16 protein-coding genes and 1 riboswitch are annotated in these 17,163 nt (G+C 73.1%); of the genes, 8 read left to right on the forward strand and 8 right to left on the reverse strand.

The window, feature by feature from the left end:
* Both thiS and thiO read right to left on the reverse strand, forming a co-directional pair.
* Window positions 1-219: a sulfur carrier protein ThiS gene (thiS, locus tag RLT59_RS29275; protein WP_311306174.1), complete on the reverse strand. Its 219-nt coding sequence runs from the start codon at window positions 217-219 to the stop codon at window positions 1-3.
* Window positions 216-1,400 (reverse strand): glycine oxidase ThiO, encoded by a 1,185-nt coding sequence (gene thiO, locus RLT59_RS29280; RefSeq protein WP_311306175.1) that lies wholly within the window; start codon window positions 1,398-1,400, stop codon window positions 216-218. The genes thiS and thiO overlap by 4 nt, the downstream gene beginning before the upstream one ends.
* Window positions 1,392-1,504, reverse strand: a riboswitch (TPP riboswitch). It overlaps the preceding gene by 9 nt.
* A 112-nt stretch (window positions 1,505-1,616) precedes the next feature.
* Here thiO and RLT59_RS29285 point away from each other — a divergent pair.
* The 5 genes from RLT59_RS29285 (at window position 1,617) to RLT59_RS29305 (ending at window position 6,162) form a co-directional block, all read left to right on the forward strand.
* Complete coding sequence (locus tag RLT59_RS29285; protein WP_311306176.1) at window positions 1,617-2,879, forward strand: NAD(P)/FAD-dependent oxidoreductase; 1,263 nt, start codon at window positions 1,617-1,619, stop codon at window positions 2,877-2,879.
* Between the two features lie 84 nt (window positions 2,880-2,963).
* Window positions 2,964-3,329: an Rv2175c family DNA-binding protein gene (locus RLT59_RS29290; protein WP_123526562.1), complete on the forward strand. Its 366-nt coding sequence runs from the start codon at window positions 2,964-2,966 to the stop codon at window positions 3,327-3,329.
* A 94-nt stretch (window positions 3,330-3,423) separates the two neighbouring features.
* On the forward strand, window positions 3,424-4,077 hold the full coding sequence (gene thiE, locus RLT59_RS29295; RefSeq protein ID WP_311306177.1) for a thiamine phosphate synthase: 654 nt from the start codon (window positions 3,424-3,426) through the stop codon (window positions 4,075-4,077).
* Window positions 4,078-4,216: 139 nt separating this feature from the next.
* Window positions 4,217-5,134 (forward strand): methylenetetrahydrofolate reductase [NAD(P)H], encoded by a 918-nt coding sequence (gene metF, locus RLT59_RS29300; protein ID WP_311306178.1) that lies wholly within the window; start codon window positions 4,217-4,219, stop codon window positions 5,132-5,134.
* Window positions 5,135-5,184: 50 nt separating this feature from the next.
* Window positions 5,185-6,162 (forward strand): hypothetical protein, encoded by a 978-nt coding sequence (locus tag RLT59_RS29305; protein ID WP_311306179.1) that lies wholly within the window; start codon window positions 5,185-5,187, stop codon window positions 6,160-6,162.
* A 58-nt stretch (window positions 6,163-6,220) separates the two neighbouring features.
* Here the strand turns inward: RLT59_RS29305 and RLT59_RS29310 are convergent, their stop codons facing one another.
* From RLT59_RS29310 to RLT59_RS29330, 5 genes are all read right to left on the reverse strand, one after another.
* Window positions 6,221-7,738 carry a phytoene desaturase family protein gene (locus RLT59_RS29310; RefSeq protein ID WP_311306180.1) on the reverse strand — a complete coding sequence of 506 codons (1,518 nt, stop codon included), beginning with the start codon at window positions 7,736-7,738 and terminating at the stop codon, window positions 6,221-6,223.
* A 31-nt stretch (window positions 7,739-7,769) separates the two neighbouring features.
* Window positions 7,770-8,387 carry a DUF4126 domain-containing protein gene (locus RLT59_RS29315; RefSeq protein ID WP_311306181.1) on the reverse strand — a complete coding sequence of 206 codons (618 nt, stop codon included), beginning with the start codon at window positions 8,385-8,387 and terminating at the stop codon, window positions 7,770-7,772.
* Between the two features lie 377 nt (window positions 8,388-8,764).
* Window positions 8,765-9,376, reverse strand: a complete 612-nt coding sequence (locus tag RLT59_RS29320; protein ID WP_311306182.1) for a TetR/AcrR family transcriptional regulator — start codon at window positions 9,374-9,376, stop codon at window positions 8,765-8,767.
* Between the two features lie 29 nt (window positions 9,377-9,405).
* Window positions 9,406-11,493 (reverse strand): YhgE/Pip family protein, encoded by a 2,088-nt coding sequence (locus RLT59_RS29325; protein ID WP_311306183.1) that lies wholly within the window; start codon window positions 11,491-11,493, stop codon window positions 9,406-9,408.
* The gene (locus RLT59_RS29330) at window positions 11,465-12,301 is read right to left on the reverse strand and encodes an ATP-binding cassette domain-containing protein (RefSeq protein WP_311306184.1); all 837 of its coding nucleotides are present in this window, start codon (window positions 12,299-12,301) and stop codon (window positions 11,465-11,467) included. The genes RLT59_RS29325 and RLT59_RS29330 overlap by 29 nt, the downstream gene beginning before the upstream one ends.
* Window positions 12,302-12,468: 167 nt before the next feature.
* On the opposite strand from RLT59_RS29330, the gene RLT59_RS29335 reads away from it, so the two are divergent.
* The 3 genes from RLT59_RS29335 to RLT59_RS29345 all read left to right on the forward strand — a co-directional run bounded on the left by RLT59_RS29335 (window position 12,469) and on the right by RLT59_RS29345 (window position 14,527).
* Window positions 12,469-12,993 (forward strand): SAV_6107 family HEPN domain-containing protein, encoded by a 525-nt coding sequence (locus tag RLT59_RS29335; RefSeq protein ID WP_311306185.1) that lies wholly within the window; start codon window positions 12,469-12,471, stop codon window positions 12,991-12,993.
* A 102-nt stretch (window positions 12,994-13,095) separates the two neighbouring features.
* Window positions 13,096-13,854 carry a class I SAM-dependent methyltransferase gene (locus RLT59_RS29340; RefSeq protein WP_311306186.1) on the forward strand — a complete coding sequence of 253 codons (759 nt, stop codon included), beginning with the start codon at window positions 13,096-13,098 and terminating at the stop codon, window positions 13,852-13,854.
* A 274-nt stretch (window positions 13,855-14,128) separates the two neighbouring features.
* Window positions 14,129-14,527: an SCO2097 family morphological protein gene (locus RLT59_RS29345; protein WP_024493487.1), complete on the forward strand. Its 399-nt coding sequence runs from the start codon at window positions 14,129-14,131 to the stop codon at window positions 14,525-14,527.
* A 208-nt stretch (window positions 14,528-14,735) separates the two neighbouring features.
* Here the strand turns inward: RLT59_RS29345 and RLT59_RS29350 are convergent, their stop codons facing one another.
* Window positions 14,736-17,162 (reverse strand): transglutaminase TgpA family protein, encoded by a 2,427-nt coding sequence (locus RLT59_RS29350; protein ID WP_311306187.1) that lies wholly within the window; start codon window positions 17,160-17,162, stop codon window positions 14,736-14,738.
* Window position 17,163: the final 1 nt, after the last annotated feature.

A 17,163-nucleotide genomic window follows, 5' to 3' on the forward strand; every position in this document is an offset into this window, starting at 1 on the left:
TCAGCCTCCCTGGACCGCGGTGAGGACCTCGACCCGGTCGCCGTCCGCGAGCGTCGCGGCGGACCACCGACCGCGCGGCACGACGGTCTCGTTCAGCGCCGCCGCGACCCCGGAGGGCGCCTCGGTCAGGGTCGCGACGAGGGCGTCCAGGGTGGTCCCCTCGGCGACGGCGACGGTCTCGCCGTTCACGGAGACGGCCAGGGAAGTGGGCGCGGTCATGCGGGCTGCTCCTGTCGTACGGGGGCGGCGGCCGGGAAGCGGCCGGGGGAGAAGGGGCGGGCCACCTCGGGCAGCTCGCCCTCGGCCAGCAGCCGCGCCATGGCGTCCCCGGTCACCGGGGTGAGGAGCACCCCGTTGCGGTGGTGGCCGGTGGCGAGGTGGAGGCCGGGCAGCGCGGTGCGGCCGAGCAGCGGGGCGTTGTCGGGGGAGGCGGGGCGCAGACCGGCCCGGGTCTCGGTGAGCGGCAGCTCGGTGATGCCGGGCACCAGCTCGTGGGCGTCGCGCAGCAGCTCGTAGACCCCGCCCGCCGTGACGGTGGTGTCCCAGCCCATCTCCTCGCTGGTGGCGCCGACCACCAGTTCGCCGTTCTCGCGCGGCACGAGGTAGAGGTGGCTGCCCCGGACCACGGCTCGGACGGTGCGGCTGAGGAAGGGGGCGTACGCGGTGGGTACGGTCAGCCGCAGCACCTGGCCCTTGACCGGGCGGACGGGCGGCCGGACGTGCTCAGGCACCCCCGCGAGCCGGCCGCTGAGGCTGCCGGCGGCGAGCACGACCTGATCGGCCGACAGCTCCGAACCGTCGGCCAGTACCACCCCGGTGGCCCGGTCGCGCACCACGGAGAGCCGCTCGGCCCGCTGCCGGTGGAAGACGACCCCGGCCCGCTCGCCCACCGTCAGCAGCGCGGCCGACAGCCGGCGCGGGTCGACCTGGTGGTCGCCGTCGACCCGCAGTCCGCCGCGTACGCCCGGCGCGAGCATCGGCTCCAGGCGCCGGCACTCCCGGCCGGTGAGCCACTGCGACTCCAGCCCGGAGCGGCGCTGCAGCTCGTGCAGCTCCCGCAGATGGGCGCGGTCGTCGGTGTCCAGCGCGACGGCCAGGGTGCCGCAGGCGCGGAAGCCGATGTCCTGACCGCTCTCCGCCTCCAGCTCGGCCGCGAACGCCGGATAGCGCGCGGCGGAGGCGAGGTTGAGCCCCAGCAGCATTTCCTCGCCGTAGTGCAGTTCGGTGACGGCGGCCAGCATTCCGGCCGCGACCTGGGTGGCCCCGCCACCCGGATCGGGATCGACGACCGCGACGGCCAGACCGCGTTGTGCGGCCCGCCAGGCGGTGACCAGGCCGATGACGCCGCCCCCGATGACGAGGACCTCGTACCCGCTCGTGCGGTGGACAGGCGTGGGCATCCAGCCCCTCCCTTCGCCGGCATGACCCGGATCAGGTTCGTACGGTCGGAGGCCGTCCAGCCTCCCTCTCAGCCCGGTACGTCCGGGCTCCCGCGAGTCTTTTACGTCAGTCACCCTAGACCCAGCCCCCCTGGGCGGGTAAAGCAGGAGGCCGGCGGTACGAGGACCGTGAGGAACCCCTTTCCTGACGGCCCGTCAGTTGATTAAGGTGGTCGGGTGAACGAGCAGCAGCGGGCAGAGCGGCCGGAGCGGCAGTCGGAGCGGGCCGGGCGGCGGGTGGTCGTCGTCGGTGCGGGCATGGCGGGTGTGCAGACGGCGGTGGCCCTGCGGGAGCAGGGCTTCACCGGCGACCTCACCCTCATCGGTGCCGAACCCCATCAGCCCTACGACCGTCCACCGCTGTCCAAGGCGGTGCTGCTCGGCAAGGCCGAGGAATCCGCCTTCGACATCGACTTCGAGACACTCTCCATCGAGTTGCGGCTGGGCCGCGAGGTCACAGGCCTGCGCGCCGCCGACCACGAACTGGACACCTCGCAGGGGCCCGTCCCCTACGACGTCCTGGTCATCGCCACCGGAGCCGAACCCGTCGTGCTGCCCGGCTCGGAGGGGGTGCCGGGGGTCCATCTGCTGCGCACCCTGGACGACGCGGCGCGGCTGCGGCCCGTACTGGACGCGGGGCACACCGTCGTGGTCGTCGGTGCGGGCTGGATCGGCGCCGAGTTCGCCACCGCGGCCCGCTCCGCGGGCTGCGAGGTCACCGTCGTCGAGGCCGCGGAACGGCCCCTCGCGGGCGCCCTGCCCGCCGAGGTCGCCGCCCCGATGGCCGCCTGGTACGCGGAGAGCGGCGCCACACTGCTGACCGGGGCGCGGGTGGCCGGGGTCGGGCCGGGCCGGGTGCTCCTGGCGGACGGCCGAAGCCTGCCGGCCGACGCCGTCGTCGTCGGGATCGGCGCGCACCCCGCCACCGGCTGGCTGGCCGGCTCCGGCGTCGCGCTCGGGCCCGACGGCTCCGTGACCGCCGACGCGGCGCTGCGCACCTCGCTGCCCGACGTGTACGCCGTGGGCGACTGCGCCTCCTTCCCCTCCGCGCGCTACGGGGCGCGGCTGCTGGTCCACCACTGGGACAACGCGCTCCAGGGCCCGCGGACCGCCGCCGCCCACATCATCGGGGCGTCACCGGACGGGGCGGAGCCGCCCGCCTACGACCCCGTGCCCTACTTCTGGTCCGAGCAGTTCGGCAGGTTCGTGCAGTACGCGGGCCACCACGAGGGCGCGGACACCCTGCTGTGGCGCGGCGATCCGGACGGTCCCGCCTGGTCGGTGTGCTGGCTGCGGGACGGCGTGCTGGCCGCGGTGCTCTCCGTGGGCCGGCCGCGCGACCTGATCCAGGGACGCAAGCTCATCGAGGCGGGGACACCGCTCGATCCGGAGCGGGCCGGTGACGCCTCGGTGCCGCTGAAATCGGCCGTACGCCAGTAGCCGCGCGCCGCCGACGGGGTGCGCCGGGCCCCCAAGGGCGGAGTCCGGGTATCGGCTGTCAGTCCGGGATGGCAGGCTTGTCCCGTGACCGAGATTGACGCAAAGATCGATGCTCTCGTCCCCGCCTGGCTCCACCTGCCCGATATCGCCGAAATGTTCGATATCCAGGTGACGCGCGTACGGCAGCTGGTCAAGGAAGGCCAGCTCATCGCCGTACGACGTGGTGAGAACCGGGCACTCCAGGTGCCTGCCGCCTTCATCGACGGCGACAAGGTGGTCAAGGGCCTCTCGGGGACCCTGACGCTCCTGAGGGACGACGGCTACTCCGACGAGGAGATGCTGGAATGGCTCTTCACCCCCGACCCGAGCCTGCCGGGCACGCCCGCGCAGGCGCTGAGTGAGAATCGCGGCACGGAGGTGAAGCGCCGCGCCCAGGCGCTCGCCGTCTGACCTTTCGCCGTACCGGGATGCGGGCCGCACCGCGCGGCCCGCATCCCTCCGCGCCACCTGACCGACGTCATCGCTCTCCCGGGGGAACTTCGCCATGTCCACGCCTCGCGCACAGCTGTCCGATGCCCGGCTCTACCTGTGCACGGACGCCCGCAGGCGCCAGGGGGACCTCCCCGAGTTCCTCGACGCGGTGCTCTCCGGCGGAGTGGACATCGTTCAGCTCCGCGACAAGGGGATGGAGGCGGCCGAGGAGCTCGAACACCTCGCGGTCCTCGCTGACGCGTGCGGGCGGCACGGCAAGCTCCTCGCCGTCAACGACCGGGCCGACGTGGCTCACGCCATCGGCTCCGACGTGCTGCACCTGGGCCAGGGCGACCTGCCGGTGCCCGCCGCCCGCGCGATCATCGGCCAGGACGTCGTCATCGGCCGCTCCACGCATGCCGAGGCCGAGGTCGACGCCGCCGTGGCCGAGCCCGGCGTGGACTACTTCTGCACCGGCCCCTGCTGGCCCACCCCGACCAAGCCCGGCCGCCACGCGCCCGGTCTGGACCTCGTCCGCTACGCCGCCTCGCTCGCCCCGGCCCGCCCCTGGTTCGCCATCGGCGGGATCGACGCCGGCAACCTCGACGAGGTGCTCGACGCCGGAGCGCGCCGCGTCGTCGTCGTACGGGCCCTCACCGAGGCGTCGGATCCGGCCGCCGCCGCCGCCGAGCTGGCCAAAAGGATCCGGGCCCGCGCCGACGCGTGATCCGGCGGGTCCGCCGGGGCCCTCCTGGGGGGGACGTGTTTGGGACATCGGTGTCCGAAGCGTGGACAAGAACCGGTCAATTCGGGCAAATCTCGCCAGTTCGGTTGGGTGGCCGTCACGCCCTGGTTAACCTGCCGTTATGGCCTTCGGTACACCCTCCACCAGGACAGATCGCGCGCGCACCGTGCGCGAAATGCTCGCGACCGGCAAGACCCTGCACTCGTTCGAGTTCTGGGCGCCCAAGACCGAGAAGGGTGAACGGAATCTCTGGAACGCGCTGCGCCGGATCGAGGCGGTGGGCCCGAGCTTCGTCTCGGTGACGTACGGAGCCGGCGGGTCCACCAGGGCCGGGACGGTGAAGGCGACCCAGGACATCGCCGCCGAATCCACCCTCACCCCGGTCGCGCACCTCACGGCGGTCAACCACTCCATCGCCGAACTGCGCAACATGATCGGCCAGTACGCGGACGCCGGGATCCGGAACATCCTCGCCGTGCGCGGTGACCCGCCCGGCGATCCGATGGGCCCGTGGGTCGAGCACCCGCAGGGCGTGCGGTACGCGGCGGACCTCGTCCGGCTGATCAAGGAGTCCGGGGACTTCTGCGTCGGCGTCGCGGCGTTTCCCGCGATGCACCCGCGCTCCGAGGACTGGGACACCGACATCCGGCATTTCGTGGACAAGTGCCGCGCCGGTGCGGACTACGCGATCACGCAGATGTTCTTCGACCCCGAGGATTATCTGCGGATGCGTGACCGGGTGGTCGCTGCGGGTTGCGACACCCCCGTCATTCCCGAGGTGATGCCCCTCACGAGCGTCCGCCAACTGGAAAGACTCGCCCAGCTCAGCAACGCGACGCTGCCCGCGTCCCTGAAAGAACGCATCCTCGCCGTCAAGGACGATCCCGCCGCTGTACGCTCCATTGGCATCGACTTCGCAACGCAGTTCTGCGCGAAGCTGCTCTCCGAGGGTGTCCCCGGGCTGCACTTCATCACGCTGAACAACTCGACGGCGACGCTCGAAATCTACGAAAATCTCGGACTGCACAAGCAGTCGTGACCGGCCGTACCCGCCGAGCTCCGGGGCGGCGGCCGTAGAAGGGGGCGGGCATGGGCTGGACGGTCCTCTACATCGCGTTCGGCATCGTTGCGCTGTGGCTGCTCGGAGAGGTGCTGCTCCAGTACAAGGCGCGGCTCCGCTGGCGTCTGCTCGCCTTCACCGGTTTCGTCGGTGTGGTCATCGGTGTCCTGATGCCGTCCGTGCCCGTGATCGTGATCGGTGCGATCGCCTTCGCGACGGGCCAGACGTGCGTCACGCTCTCGTTCCGGCGCGGTTTCTCGACCGGCTGGGCCATAGGCGGCAGCCCCGGCGAGAGCCGCCGCCGCCGCGGGAGCGGCGACCGCGAGCCCCGGCTGCAGGTGTCGGATCTGGAGACGGAGTACGAACCCGGCGCCACGCCGCCGGAGCCGTCCCACGCCCCGCAGGGCCCGGCGGCGGTCTACGAGCCGGAGCCCATGCCGGACGACACCGGCCAGTACGGCGTCTACACCGACTCCAGGTCCCGGCAGGAACAGCAGCAGCACCAGGGACCCGAACAGCCCCAGGGCCAGCCGCAGTACGCCGGTTACGAGCCCTACACCGACTACTCCGCGTACCCGGCGCAGGGCCAGGACGCCTACGGCGTCCAGGACGCCTACGGCGGCCAGGGCGGCTATCCCGGCCAGGAGACCTACGCGGGCCAGGACGGCTACGCGGGAGCCGGGCAGTACGACTACGGCACCTCCGGGCAGCAGTACGCGGCGTACTCCGACCCGTACATCGGCACCGGCACGACCGCGGGCGCCCCGCAGTACGGCACGTACGACAGCTACGGGAACCACGACAGCGACGGCGGCCGGGCGCCGTACGCCGACCCGTACGCCCCGTCCGAGCAGTACGCTCCCGAGACGCCTCCGGGCGGGGTCTGGGTGCCGCAGCAGCGCGAGGGCGAGCAGCACTACGCCCCGCTGCCCCCGGAGCAGCCCGCTGAGCCGGCCCCGTACCCGAACGGCTACGACACCGGCCACAACGACCAGTACCGCTACTGAGCCCGGAGCGGCCGCCGGGACGGTCCCCGGCGCCGCTCCCGCTCGGGTGACGCCCGGCTCACTGCGAGCCGCGGAAGCCGTCCCCCTCGACGATCAGCCCCGCGACCAGCGTCCCCGACATCCCCGCGTGCGCCGGCCCGCCGCCCGGATGCGACCAGCCGCCCGCCAGCAGCAGGCCGGGCAGCCGGGTGCTGTTCGCCGCGTGCAGATATCCGCCCCCGGCCCCGGCCAGTGCGGGCGGGGGAACCGCGCCGCCCGCCGCGCCGGTCTCCGCCTCGCTCTCCGCGGGCGTCCGCACCTCCGCGTGGAGCACGCGTTCGCGCAGGCCGGGCACGGCCGCGTCCGCCGCGTCGATCAGGGTGTCCGCGTACCGCTTCCGCAGCGCGGCATCCGTCCAGTCCACCGCGCCGTGCGGGGCGACCGTCGCCATCAGGGTCACCGCCTCGTGGTCCGCGTCGGGGCGGGTCGAGGGGTCGTCGGGGCGCAGCACCGTCACCGTGGGGCGCTCGGCGAGCCGGCCACCGAACACCGCCGCGCGCTCGGCCGCCCCGTCCGCCGGATGAACCAGCGTCCGGTGCACGGCACCGGAGGGGCGGGCGCCGCGCAGCGACAGCAGCACCAGGAACCGTCCCGTCGCCCCGGCGCCGCCCGGCCGGGGCTGAACCGTCACATCGCCGTCCCGCCAGATCTCCTGACCGGGGATCAGCCCCGGGCGCGGCTGGGCGCCCAGCACCACATGGGCGGCTTCGGAGACCGTCCCGTCGGCCAGCTCCACACCGGCCGCCCGGCCGTCCTTCTCCACCACCCGGGCCACTTCGGCACCGAAGACGAACTCCACCTTGCGCGCCAGGCACCGCTCGTACACCGCCCGTGCCAGCGCCCGCATGCCGCCGGAGACGTACCAGCTGCCGAACGTCTCCTCCATGTACGGCAGCAGGGCCGCGCTCGCCGGGGCGTGCAGCGGATCCAGGCCGTAGGACAGCGCGTACCCGTCGAGCAGGGCGGCCAGCCGGGGGTCCGCCAGCTCCCAGGAACCGACCTCCGCCACCGTGCCGGCCCGCAACGCCGGGCGCAGCAGCCGCCGTCGCACCGGGGCCGGGTACGGATCACGGGCCAGCACCTGCCAGTCGGGGCGCAGCGGCTCCTCCAGCAAGGGCCGCCTGGACCGGTCCCAGGCATCCCCGGCCCGGTCCAGGAACGCGCCCCAGCGCGCACCCGCACCGTCCCCGAGCGCGGCGTCCAGCGCCGTGACGGCCCCGGACCGTGAGGCGTTCGGCAGCGACACCGAGGTGCCGTCCGCGAAGACATGACGGCTCGCCGGATCGACCTGGGAGAGCGTGACGCACCGCTCCAGCGGCTCCTTGCCCGTCTTCACGAACAGGTCGCGGTAGACCGCGGGCAGATGCAGCAGGGAGGGCCCGGTGTCGAACGCGAAGCCGCCTCGGGCATGGCGGCCGAGCGAGCCGCCGAAGGTCCCGGAGCGCTCGTACACCGTCACCCGGTGGCCTGCCACGGCCAGCCGGGCCGCCGCCGACATCGCGCCCATCCCGGCGCCGATCACCGCAATACGTGCCATGGCAGCGACCTTAACGGCCGCCACTGACAGCTCAGCCGTCAGGCCACCGGGAAGGGACGGCGGTCAGCCGCTTCTCCTCCCGCCGCTGCGCCCTGCGGCGCAGGAACCGGCGGATGCGGGAGGCCAGGAAGGCCAGTATCACCAGCCCGAGCACCAGCAGCGTCCCGGCGATGGTGGCCGCGATCCAGGGATGGAAGATGGCGAACGTGACGACGCCGGCCACGCCCAGGTCCTCGACCGTGCTCATGGCGATGTTGCTGAACGGCTCGGGCGAGCTGTTGACCGCCATCCTGGTGCCCGCCTTCACCAGATGGCTCACCAGCGCGGTGGAGCCGCCGAGGGCCCCGGCCGCGAGCTCCGGCAGTGAACCGTCCCCGCCGGCCAGCAGCGCCGCGACGACCGCTCCGGAGACCGGCCTGATGACGGTGTGGGCGGTGTCCCAGACCGAGTCCACGTAAGGGATCTTGTCGGCCACCAGCTCGCACAGGAAGAGCACACCGGCCACGACGAGCACATCGGTGCGCTGGAGCGAGGCGGGTACCTCGTCGCTCACACCGGTCGCGCCGAATACGCCGAGGAGGAGGACCACCGCGTAGGCGTTGATCCCGCTCGCCCAGCCGCTCGTGAACACCAGGGGGAGTACGGACACGGACGCGATCGTAACCAGTCGGCGTACGGGCGCGGGAGGGCTTCGGTGCGCAGGTCTGAGTATCCGTACCTAGGACGCCGGATGAGTAGGGACGCGGATGGGCCGAGGCCCGTGCGGACGGCAGAGTGGTGACCACGGGAGGGGCGCCGCGGCGGTACCGCCGGCACGGGGCGGCGGAACAGGCGCGGTGCCCCGCCCGAACGGGGGGCAGCGACGGAGGGCCCGGGACCACGGAGGAACGAACGGGGTCACGGGGGAGGCTCTCCGGCAGCACGGATGACGCCGGTCAGGCGAGGCCCGGGGGGATCGGGCCCGGTCGGACCGGCGTCGTCGTGCGTCCGGACCGCCGGAGCCCGCAGACCGGCGGCACGGGCGGGTCAGCGCCCGCTGACGCGGCCGTGCAGCAGCAGGGACAGCGCCGAGTGCACGTCGTCGATCGACCGCTCCGGCTGGAACGCCTGCCAGTCCAGCGCCGCCACCAGCACCATGCCGACGAGCGCGGCCGCCGTCAGCGGGATGTCGATCTCCTCGCTGAGCTCGCCGCCCGCGACTCCCTCCCTGAGCACTCCCTCGACCACGGCGACGGCCTCCTGACGCACCACCAGCAGGGTCGCCTGCCAGGCCCGGTTCGTCCGCCAGAGCTCCGCCACGTACAGCTGGGTGAAGGCGGGGTAGCGGTCGATGAAGGCCAGACCCGCCCGGATCATGGCGTCCAGCGCCTCGACCCGGCTGCCGCCCCGGGCGTCGGTCTCCTCCTCCGCCGCACGCAGCGAGGCGGTGAGCAGCCCGACGCCGTGCCGCAGCAACTCCTCGAACAGCTCGGTCTTGCTCTTGAAGTTGTAGTAGACCGTGCCCTTGGCGACCCCGGCGCGCTCGGCGATCTCGTCCACGGTGGTGGCCGAGAAGCCCTTCTCGGCGATGAGGGTCACGGCCGCCTCGTAGAGCTTCTGCCGGGTGGCCTGGCGGCGCGTGGTGCTACTGCTTTCCATGCTCCTGATTCTCACAGGTCCCGGGGCGCTCACAGGCTCAGCTCCGGGTGCAGCCGGTCCACGGTCCACATCTGCTTGCGGCGCGCCGAGACGGCCGTCAGCGCGAGCGCCCCCGCGGTGAAGGCCGCCAGCACCGCGCAGCCCTGCCAGACGGGGCCGAGCCCGCCGCCCGTGATCAGCCGGCGCAGCCCCTCGACGACGTAGCTCATCGGCAGGTAGGGGTGGATCGCGTTGAAGAAGCCCGGACTCGTCTGGACGGGGTACGTGCCCCCGGCCGAGGTCAGCTGGAGCATCAGCACGGCCAGCACGAGGATGCGCCCCGCCGCCCCGAAGCGGGCGTTCAGCCACTGCACGATCGCAGCGAAACAGCAGGTCACCAGGGCCAGGAAGCCGACCGTCCCGGCCGCCCGGACCATCTGCAGCCCGAGACCCCAGTGCAGTACGGACATCAGGGCGGCCACCTGGAGCAGACCGATCGCGGCCACCGGCAGCCAGCCCGCGAGGGCGATCCGCCAGGCCGGGGCCCCGGCGGCGAGCGCGCGCCGGTTCAGCGGCTGGATCAGCATGTACGCCACCATCGCGCCGACCCAGAGGGAGAGCGGGATGAAGTAGGGCGCGAAGCCGGTGCCGTAGTTCGGGGCGGCGTGCAGCGACTTGGAGGCCAGCTGCACCGGATCGGCCATGACCCCGGTACGGGCGTCGCGGTCCTTCTTGTCGTAGTCGGGGATCTTGCCGACGCCCTCGTCGAGGCCCTGGGCGAGGGTGGCAGAGCCGTCCCCGAGCCGGATCATCCCGCTGTTCAGGCTCGTCGCGCCCTTCTTCAGGTCGCCCACGCCGGTGTTCAGCTCGGCCGAACCCGTCTGGGCCGTGGCCAGCCCGGTGCGCAGCTGGGCGGCGCCCTTGGCGACCTTTTGGGCGCCGGTGTTGAGCGCGTTGATCTTCTTGACCGCGCCGTTCAGGTCCTCGTCCAGGTGCGGTGAGCGCTCGGCCAGTGCGTCGGCCTGCTTCTGGAGGGTGGCCAGCTGGCCCCGGAGCGCCGTGAGGTCCCCGTGCTGGTTCGTCACCAGGACGTTCACGTCGTCGGCCACGGCCGCCACATCGGCGGCCGCCTTCACGGCCCGCTTGAGCGGTGCGCAGACGGTGGCGTCGGGGAGCGGCTGTTCCTCGCACCGGGTGCGGTGGACAGCGGCGAGATCGTCGGATGCCGTGTGTGCCGCGGTGGCGGCGGCGGGCGCGGTCTTGACCAGCACGTCGAGGTTGTCCCGTACGGTCTGCGAGGAATCGGCCACCAGCCGGGCGGTGTCCCCGATCGACTTCCCGTTGTCCTTGAGGAACGGGCGGATGTCGGCCGCCACCCCGTTCACCTTGTCGGCGAGCAGCTGGGTGCCGTCCGCGACCTGGTGCGAGCCGGTCTTCAGGTCGCCCGCTCCGGTGTTCAGCTTGACGATGCCGCCGGCCAGCCGGCTGCTGCCCGCCTTCGCGTCCTTCAGCCCGTCCGCGAGGTCCTTGGAGCCCTTCTTCGCCTTGCCGATCCCGCCCCGGAGATCGTCGGCGCCCCTGGCGGCCTTCGCCGTCGCGTCGTGGAGATCCGAGAAGTTGATGAAGATCCGGTCCAGGAAGCCGCGCGAGGCGTTGGCCGAGGCGGCGGTGCGGACCTCGGAGAAGACCGTCCGGGAGATCTGCCCGACGATGTAGTTGTTCGCGTCGTTGGTGCGCACCTGGAGCGCACCGGTCTCGGGGGAGTCCCCGGAGCTGGAGGCGATGCGCTTGCTGAAGTCCGACGGCATGCGCAGCGAGAGGTAGTACGTACCGTCCTCGACGCCCTTGTCGGCCTCCTCCGCACTCACCTCGTGCCAGTCGAAGACCTTGGAGTCGAGCAGTTTGCCGGTGATCTCGTCCCCGGCCTCGACGCGCTTGCCCTCGGCGCCGGCGCCCTTGTCGTCGTTGACCAGGGCGACCGGGATGCGGTCCAGGCGGCCGTAGGGGTCCCAGAACGACCACAGGTACAGGGCGCCGTAGAGCAGCGGCAGCAGCAGGAGGGCGGCGAGGGCGGCCCTCGGCAGCCTGCCCCTGCCGAAGCGCCGCAGCTCAAGAGCGGCCAGTCGCGGCGAGCGCATCGGCGGTCCCTTCGTCGTCCGTGTCGGTGCTGTTGTTGGTGGTGCTGGTGCTGGTGCTGGTGCTGGTGCTGGTGCTGGTGGTGCCGGTGTCGGCGGTGCTCTCTGTGGTGCCGGCTCCCGTGCGTACGGTCACCGCGTCCGCCGGGGCCGGGCCGCTGCAAACGGCCAGCACGGTCGTACCGTCGGCGGCGAGGGAGCGCAGCAGCTCCCAGGCCTCGGCGCGTTCGGCGTCGGAGAGCTTCAGATCGGCGTCGTCCACCGCGATCAGCGCCGGCCGCCCGATCAGCGCGAGGGCGACGGAGAGCCGCAGCGCCTCCAGCCGCTCCAGATCCCGTACGCGGGTCCGCTCGGCCTTGGGCAGGGTGGCGGGGTCGAGCCCGGCCGCGTCCAGCGCCGCGTCGATCCGGGCCCCGGCCGAGGCGGCGCGCTCGCGGCGCGGGCGCAGCAGGGCGCGCAGGGAGCCGTCGTAGCGCCGCTGGAGCAGGGCGCGTTCGCGCAGGTGCTCGGCGACCGTGAGGGCAGGGTCCAGCTCGCTGACCCCCGGCACCGGCCCCAGCGCGGCGATGCGCCGTACGGCGGCGGCCCGGCGCGGCAGGCGCAGCCCGCCGGTCTCGGCGTGGCCCTCCGACGGGCGCATCCGGCCGGTGAGGGTGAGCAGCAGGCAGGTGCGCCCGGAGCCGGAGGGGCCCTCGACCGCGATCAGGGAGCCGGGTCCGGCGCTGAAGCTCACCTCGCGGAAGGCCCAGCCGTGCGGCCCCTTGAGGCCGAGATTCCCGGCGGTGACGGCGGCCCCGTGCAAGCTGTCCACAAGCTCTCTCCCATTATCTGAACTGACTGGTCAGTACAAAAAGGTAGCCCGAACTTGTGATCGAAGCAAAACTCCAGGTCAGGCGGGCATCTGGACCGATTGTCAGTGGGGGCAGTCAGGATGGATACAGACGGCCACCGAGCCGTTACGAGACAGGAGGTTCTGTCATGGCCCACTCGTCCGCAGCAGCCGCCCCGCGACGCCGCGCAGACGGCCCTGCCCCCTCATCGACCGGTCCGGCGCACGACGTCCACCCCGTTCTCCGGCGTGCCACGGCGCCGCCCGCCGCTCTCGATCTCCTCGCCCAGGCCCGCGCCGGCCTCGAAGAGGCAGCTGTTCTCGACGTGCCGAACGAGCGGTATGCCACCGCTCACCTCGCCGCCCTGCGCGCCGCGGCCGCCGTGCTCGCCGTCCGGGGGCGCCCCGAGCCCTCCCGGCGGCGCCGCGAGAAGATCCGCAGCGCCTGGGAGGTCCTCCCGGAGACCGCCCCCGAGCTGACCGAGTGGAGCGCGCTGTTCGCCTCCGGTGCCCGGCGCCGGGCCCGTGCGGAGGCGGGCATACCCGGTGCGGCGGGCCGGCGTGACGCGGACGATCTGCTGCGGGACGCGGCGATGTTCCTGCGCCTGGTGGAGCGGCTGCTGGTCCTGCAGCCGGTGCTGCCGCAGCCGCGCGGGGAGCGGCCCGACGCGTGAGGGCGGTGCGGGCGGCGCGAGGCAATAGGGTGGTCGGGACCTATCACCTGCGCTGTTCACGCTCCGCCCTCAGCGGCGGCCCGTGCCGAGGAGTCAACTGCCGTGTCGGACCAGCTGCGCCCCCGCGCCTCCCTCCGTACCGCCGTGGTCTGGGAGGTCCTCAAGGACGCCCTCGACCGTCAGGTCAAGGCGACCGGCAGGGACGCCCTGGACGTACTGGACACCGGCGGCGGCACGGGCAACTTCGCCGTGCCGGTGGCCCGCCTCGGCCACCGGGTCACCGTCGTCGACCCCAGCCCCAACGCGCTCTTCGCGCTGGAGCGCCGCGCCGCGGAGGCCGGGGTGGCGGAGCGGGTCCACGGCGTCCAGGGCGACATCCTCGGCCTGTTCGACGTGGTCGGGCGCGGCGGCTATGACGCGGCGCTCTGCCACGGCGTCCTGGAGTACGTGGACGACCCCGCGCAGGGCGTGCGCAACGCGGTGGACGCGCTCCGGCCGGGAGGCGCCCTCAGCCTGCTCGCCGCCGGACTGGGCGGCGCGGTCCTGGCCCGTGCCCTCGCCGGCCACTTCACCGAGGCCAGGCAGGCGCTCAGCGACCCGGCCGGACGCTGGGGCGAGGGCGACCCGATGCCCCGGCGCTACACGGCCGAGCAGCTCACCGAGCTGGTCTCCGCGGCCGGTGCCGAGGTCGGCGCGGTGCACGGCGTACGCGTCTTCGCGGACCTCGTGCCGGGCGTCCTGGTGGACACCGAGCCCGGCGCGATGGAAGCCCTGCTCAGGCTGGAGACGGCGGCCGCGGAACTGCCGGCCTTCCATTCGGTGGCGACCCAGCTGCACGTTCTGGGTGCCAGGCAGGCCTGAGGATCACGCCGCCGGCGCGGCTGATCAGCAACGCAGCCGCAGACGGAGTACGGCCCAGCAGCCCCGATCAGCGCCTGAGCCCCGTATGATCGGAGGACACCATCCGGCATGACGGATCGGAGGTTGGGGAATCAACGCCTCAGCAGCTGAGCCGCCGTGGCGGCCCGGACTGGCTGATTGGCAATGAGGGCGGGTTTCACGGGGACGATTCCCTGCCTATCCTGGAAGGGCCGCATACCGGCCGCCCCCCGCGGCCGACGACGAGGAGGACTCCGTGCCGCTCTCGGAGCACGAGCAGCGAATGCTCGAGCAAATGGAGCGAGCGCTGTACGCCGAAGATCCCAAGTTCGCGACAGCGCTTGAGGGAAGCGGGCTGCGTACGTACACCCGGCGACGGGTCTACCAGGCAGTTGCTGGCTTCCTGGTGGGTATCGCGCTCCTCATGGCCGGAATGGTCGCCCAGCAGATCTGGATCAGCGTGGTGGGTTTCCTCGTCATGCTGGGCTGCGCGGTGCTCGCGGTCACGGGCTGGCGCAAAGCGCCCAAACCCGGTGAGCAACAGACGGCCGGGACCGGAGGCGGGGGCGAGCGTCGACAGCCCAAACAGCGCCGGACCGTGATGAATCGGATCGAGCAGCGGTGGCAGCGCCGCCGCGATGAGCAGGGCCAGTAAGCGCTTCGAACACTTATGGGTGAGGGGCGGCCGCATTTCTGCGGCCGCCCCTCACACGTGTATCCGCACACGCTGTCCGCCCAGGGAGAACACCGGCCGGACGGGGTGGGCCCGACGGGTACGCGCCCCGGCCCGTCCGGGCGGGCCCGGCAGCCCGCCCGGTGTCCGGTTATCCCTCCTGGCCGCTGCCCGTCCGGACGGGCAGGTGTCAGCCCTCCTGGCCGGACGGGCGCCGTGACCAGGCCGGGCGCCGCAGCCACGCCGGGCGCCGGGGCAGGTGCCACCGGGCGGTCAGGGCGGCCCGGCGGTCCGAGGCCGCCCACACCACCCGTACGGCCGAGCGCGGTGCCACGACCGCGCGGAGCCGGAGCAGCCCGCCGACGGAGGCCCGCAGCGCGGCCCGTACCGCCTGCACGTCCTCCGTGAGCCCCGTCTCAGGCCGCGGCTCCGGCGCGTAGAGCACCTGCTCCACCGCGCCCGCCACCCGGTGCACCGCCTCGGCCCCGTTGGTGTCGAGCCGCCCCAGCCGCACGAGGCGCTCCGCGGCCTTGCGCGGGGTCAGGGACTCGTCCGGGACGATGCCGTGGTCCCACGCCGTATCGATGATCTCCCGCCAGGCGGCCAGCGTTCTGGCGGTGACGTCACCCGGCGTACGCCCGGCGGAGAAGCTCAGCCTGCGGGCCCGTGCCCGGATCCGCCAGAGCATCGGCAGCATCGGCAGCAGCAGGACGAGCACCACCAGCAGGGTCACGCCGACCACCGTGCCGGCCGGCGTCCCCGAATCCGTCGGGCCCACCGCTCCCGGCGCCACCGTGTTGCCGCACTCGCCCTGCTTGCGCGACTGCGCCGGGCAGCTCTCCGATGCGGACGGGGCGACCGGCGTGGCGGCCGACGCGCCCGTCTCCGGCCGGTCCGGACCGGCCGGATCGCCGGAGGGGGTGTCCGGCAGGGTGTACGACGGTGCGGTGCCACGCGTCGGCGTCGGCTCGAACCGGGTCCAGCCCACGCCCTCGAAATACAGCTCCGGCCAGGCGTGCGCGTCGCGCAGCCCGACCGACATCGAACCGTCCGACTGCGTGGTACCCGGAGTGAAGCCGATGGCGACCCTGGCGGGAATCCCGAGCGTCCGGGCCATCGCGGCCATCGTGAAGGAGAAGTGGACGCAGAAGCCCTCCTTGTCCTTCAGGAAGCGGCCGATCGCCGCGCTGCCGGTGCCGGAGTTCACCGAGGTGTTGTAGGTGAACCCGCCCTCGTAAGCGAAGTAGTCCTGCAGCTTCACCGCCTGCTCGTAGGCGTTGCCGGCGCCCCGCGTCACCTTCGCCGCCGTCTCCTTGACCACCTTCGGCAGTGAGCCGGGCACCCGGGTGTACTCGCGCTGGAGAGCGGCCGGGGCCGGTCCCGCACCGGCCAGCTGGTCCGGCGTCGGCTGCACGACCAGGCTGGACACCTGGTACTGCGCCCCCTGGGTCGTCTCCCCGCCGTCGCCGACGAGAGTGCGCCCCTCGGACTCGTACCGCCAGTGCCCGCCGACCCGGACCTCGGTCGCCGGATAGGGCAGCGGCAGATACGTCTGCCGGTACGAACTGGACGCGGAGATGTTCGAGCTGATCTCCGTGACCGCGACCTCCGGGGACAGCCCCCCGGGGCTCGGCAGCCGTTTCGGCACGTCCCTCAGCCGACGGGTCGAGGCCCGCCACTCGTTGCCGTTGAACTGGTCCAGCGCCAGGATCCGCAGATAGAAGTCCTGCGGGCTGTTCGAGTTGGTGCGGTACGACATCACCTGCCGGTTCTCCGGCTGGTTGAGGTTGTTCTGCAGGGAGACCAGCGGGTTCACCGCGGAGATGGTGCCGCCACCGCCCCCCTTCCCGTTGCCGGCCCCCGAACCGGACAGCAGACCGCTGTCCAGAGCGGGCAGCGCCGCGGGCATGACCAGCGCGATGCCCAGGGCCAGCGCACCGATGCGGCGGCCCGTGCGCACCGGGGCGAGCGCTCCGCCGCCCGTCAGGCCGCCACCGGCCGGACCTCTGGCGGGCCCGGCCGCACCGGCGAAGACCCGCCCCCACTGCGAGAGCCGGTCGCGCCCCTCGGCCAGCAGCAGAAGCAGGTAGCCGCAGGCGGCGAGGAGGAACCACAGCCAGTCCGCACCGCCGTCCGACAGCCCGGCCGCGACGGAGTACAGGGCCAGCAGCGGGAGCCCGGCCGGCGCGGCACTGCGGAACGTCACCGCCAGCACGTCCACCGCCAGACCGACCAGCAGCACACCGCCCACCAGCATCAGCCGGATGCCCGCCGTGGCCGGAGCCGGAATCGCGTACCGGCTGACGTCATCGGCACCCTCCGACAGCAGATCCGCGAGCAGCATCACGGTCTGCGGCCCCGGCAGGAACCCCGCCAGCGCCTGCTCCCGGGCGAACGCCACGGTGAGCAGCATCAGCGTGACCAGCAACTGCACGGCGACGGTCAGCAGCCGAGGCAGCGGCACCCGGCGCCCGAGCGCACCCACCCCGCACTGGATGGCCAGCAGGAACGCGGCCTGCACCATCCAGCTGACCGGGTCGACCAGCGGCAGCATCGAACACGCCGCCATCAGCGTCGCCGCATAGGCGCACAGCGCCAGCCGACCACGACCGCTCATG

Origin of the sequence: Streptomyces sp. ITFR-6, assembly GCF_031844725.1 — a bacterium.
GTDB lineage: Bacteria > Actinomycetota > Actinomycetes > Streptomycetales > Streptomycetaceae > Streptomyces.

What these genes read in the sequence shown, in the direction of transcription:
- RLT59_RS29305 (WP_311306179.1), top strand. Translation starts at nt 5,185, where the DNA reads ATGGGCTGGACGGTCCTCTACATCGCGTTCGGCATCGTTGCGCTGTGG.
- thiE (WP_311306177.1), top strand. Translation starts at nt 3,424, where the DNA reads ATGTCCACGCCTCGCGCACAGCTGTCCGATGCCCGGCTCTACCTGTGC.
- metF (WP_311306178.1), top strand. Translation starts at nt 4,217, where the DNA reads ATGGCCTTCGGTACACCCTCCACCAGGACAGATCGCGCGCGCACCGTG.
- RLT59_RS29320 (WP_311306182.1), bottom strand. Translation starts at nt 9,376, where the DNA reads ATGGAAAGCAGTAGCACCACGCGCCGCCAGGCCACCCGGCAGAAGCTC.
- RLT59_RS29335 (WP_311306185.1), top strand. Translation starts at nt 12,469, where the DNA reads ATGGCCCACTCGTCCGCAGCAGCCGCCCCGCGACGCCGCGCAGACGGC.
- RLT59_RS29310 (WP_311306180.1), bottom strand. Translation starts at nt 7,738, where the DNA reads ATGGCACGTATTGCGGTGATCGGCGCCGGGATGGGCGCGATGTCGGCG.
- thiS (WP_311306174.1), bottom strand. Translation starts at nt 219, where the DNA reads ATGACCGCGCCCACTTCCCTGGCCGTCTCCGTGAACGGCGAGACCGTC.
- thiO (WP_311306175.1), bottom strand. Translation starts at nt 1,400, where the DNA reads ATGCCCACGCCTGTCCACCGCACGAGCGGGTACGAGGTCCTCGTCATC.
- RLT59_RS29325 (WP_311306183.1), bottom strand. Translation starts at nt 11,493, where the DNA reads ATGCGCTCGCCGCGACTGGCCGCTCTTGAGCTGCGGCGCTTCGGCAGG.
- RLT59_RS29350 (WP_311306187.1), bottom strand. Translation starts at nt 17,162, where the DNA reads ATGAGCGGTCGTGGTCGGCTGGCGCTGTGCGCCTATGCGGCGACGCTG.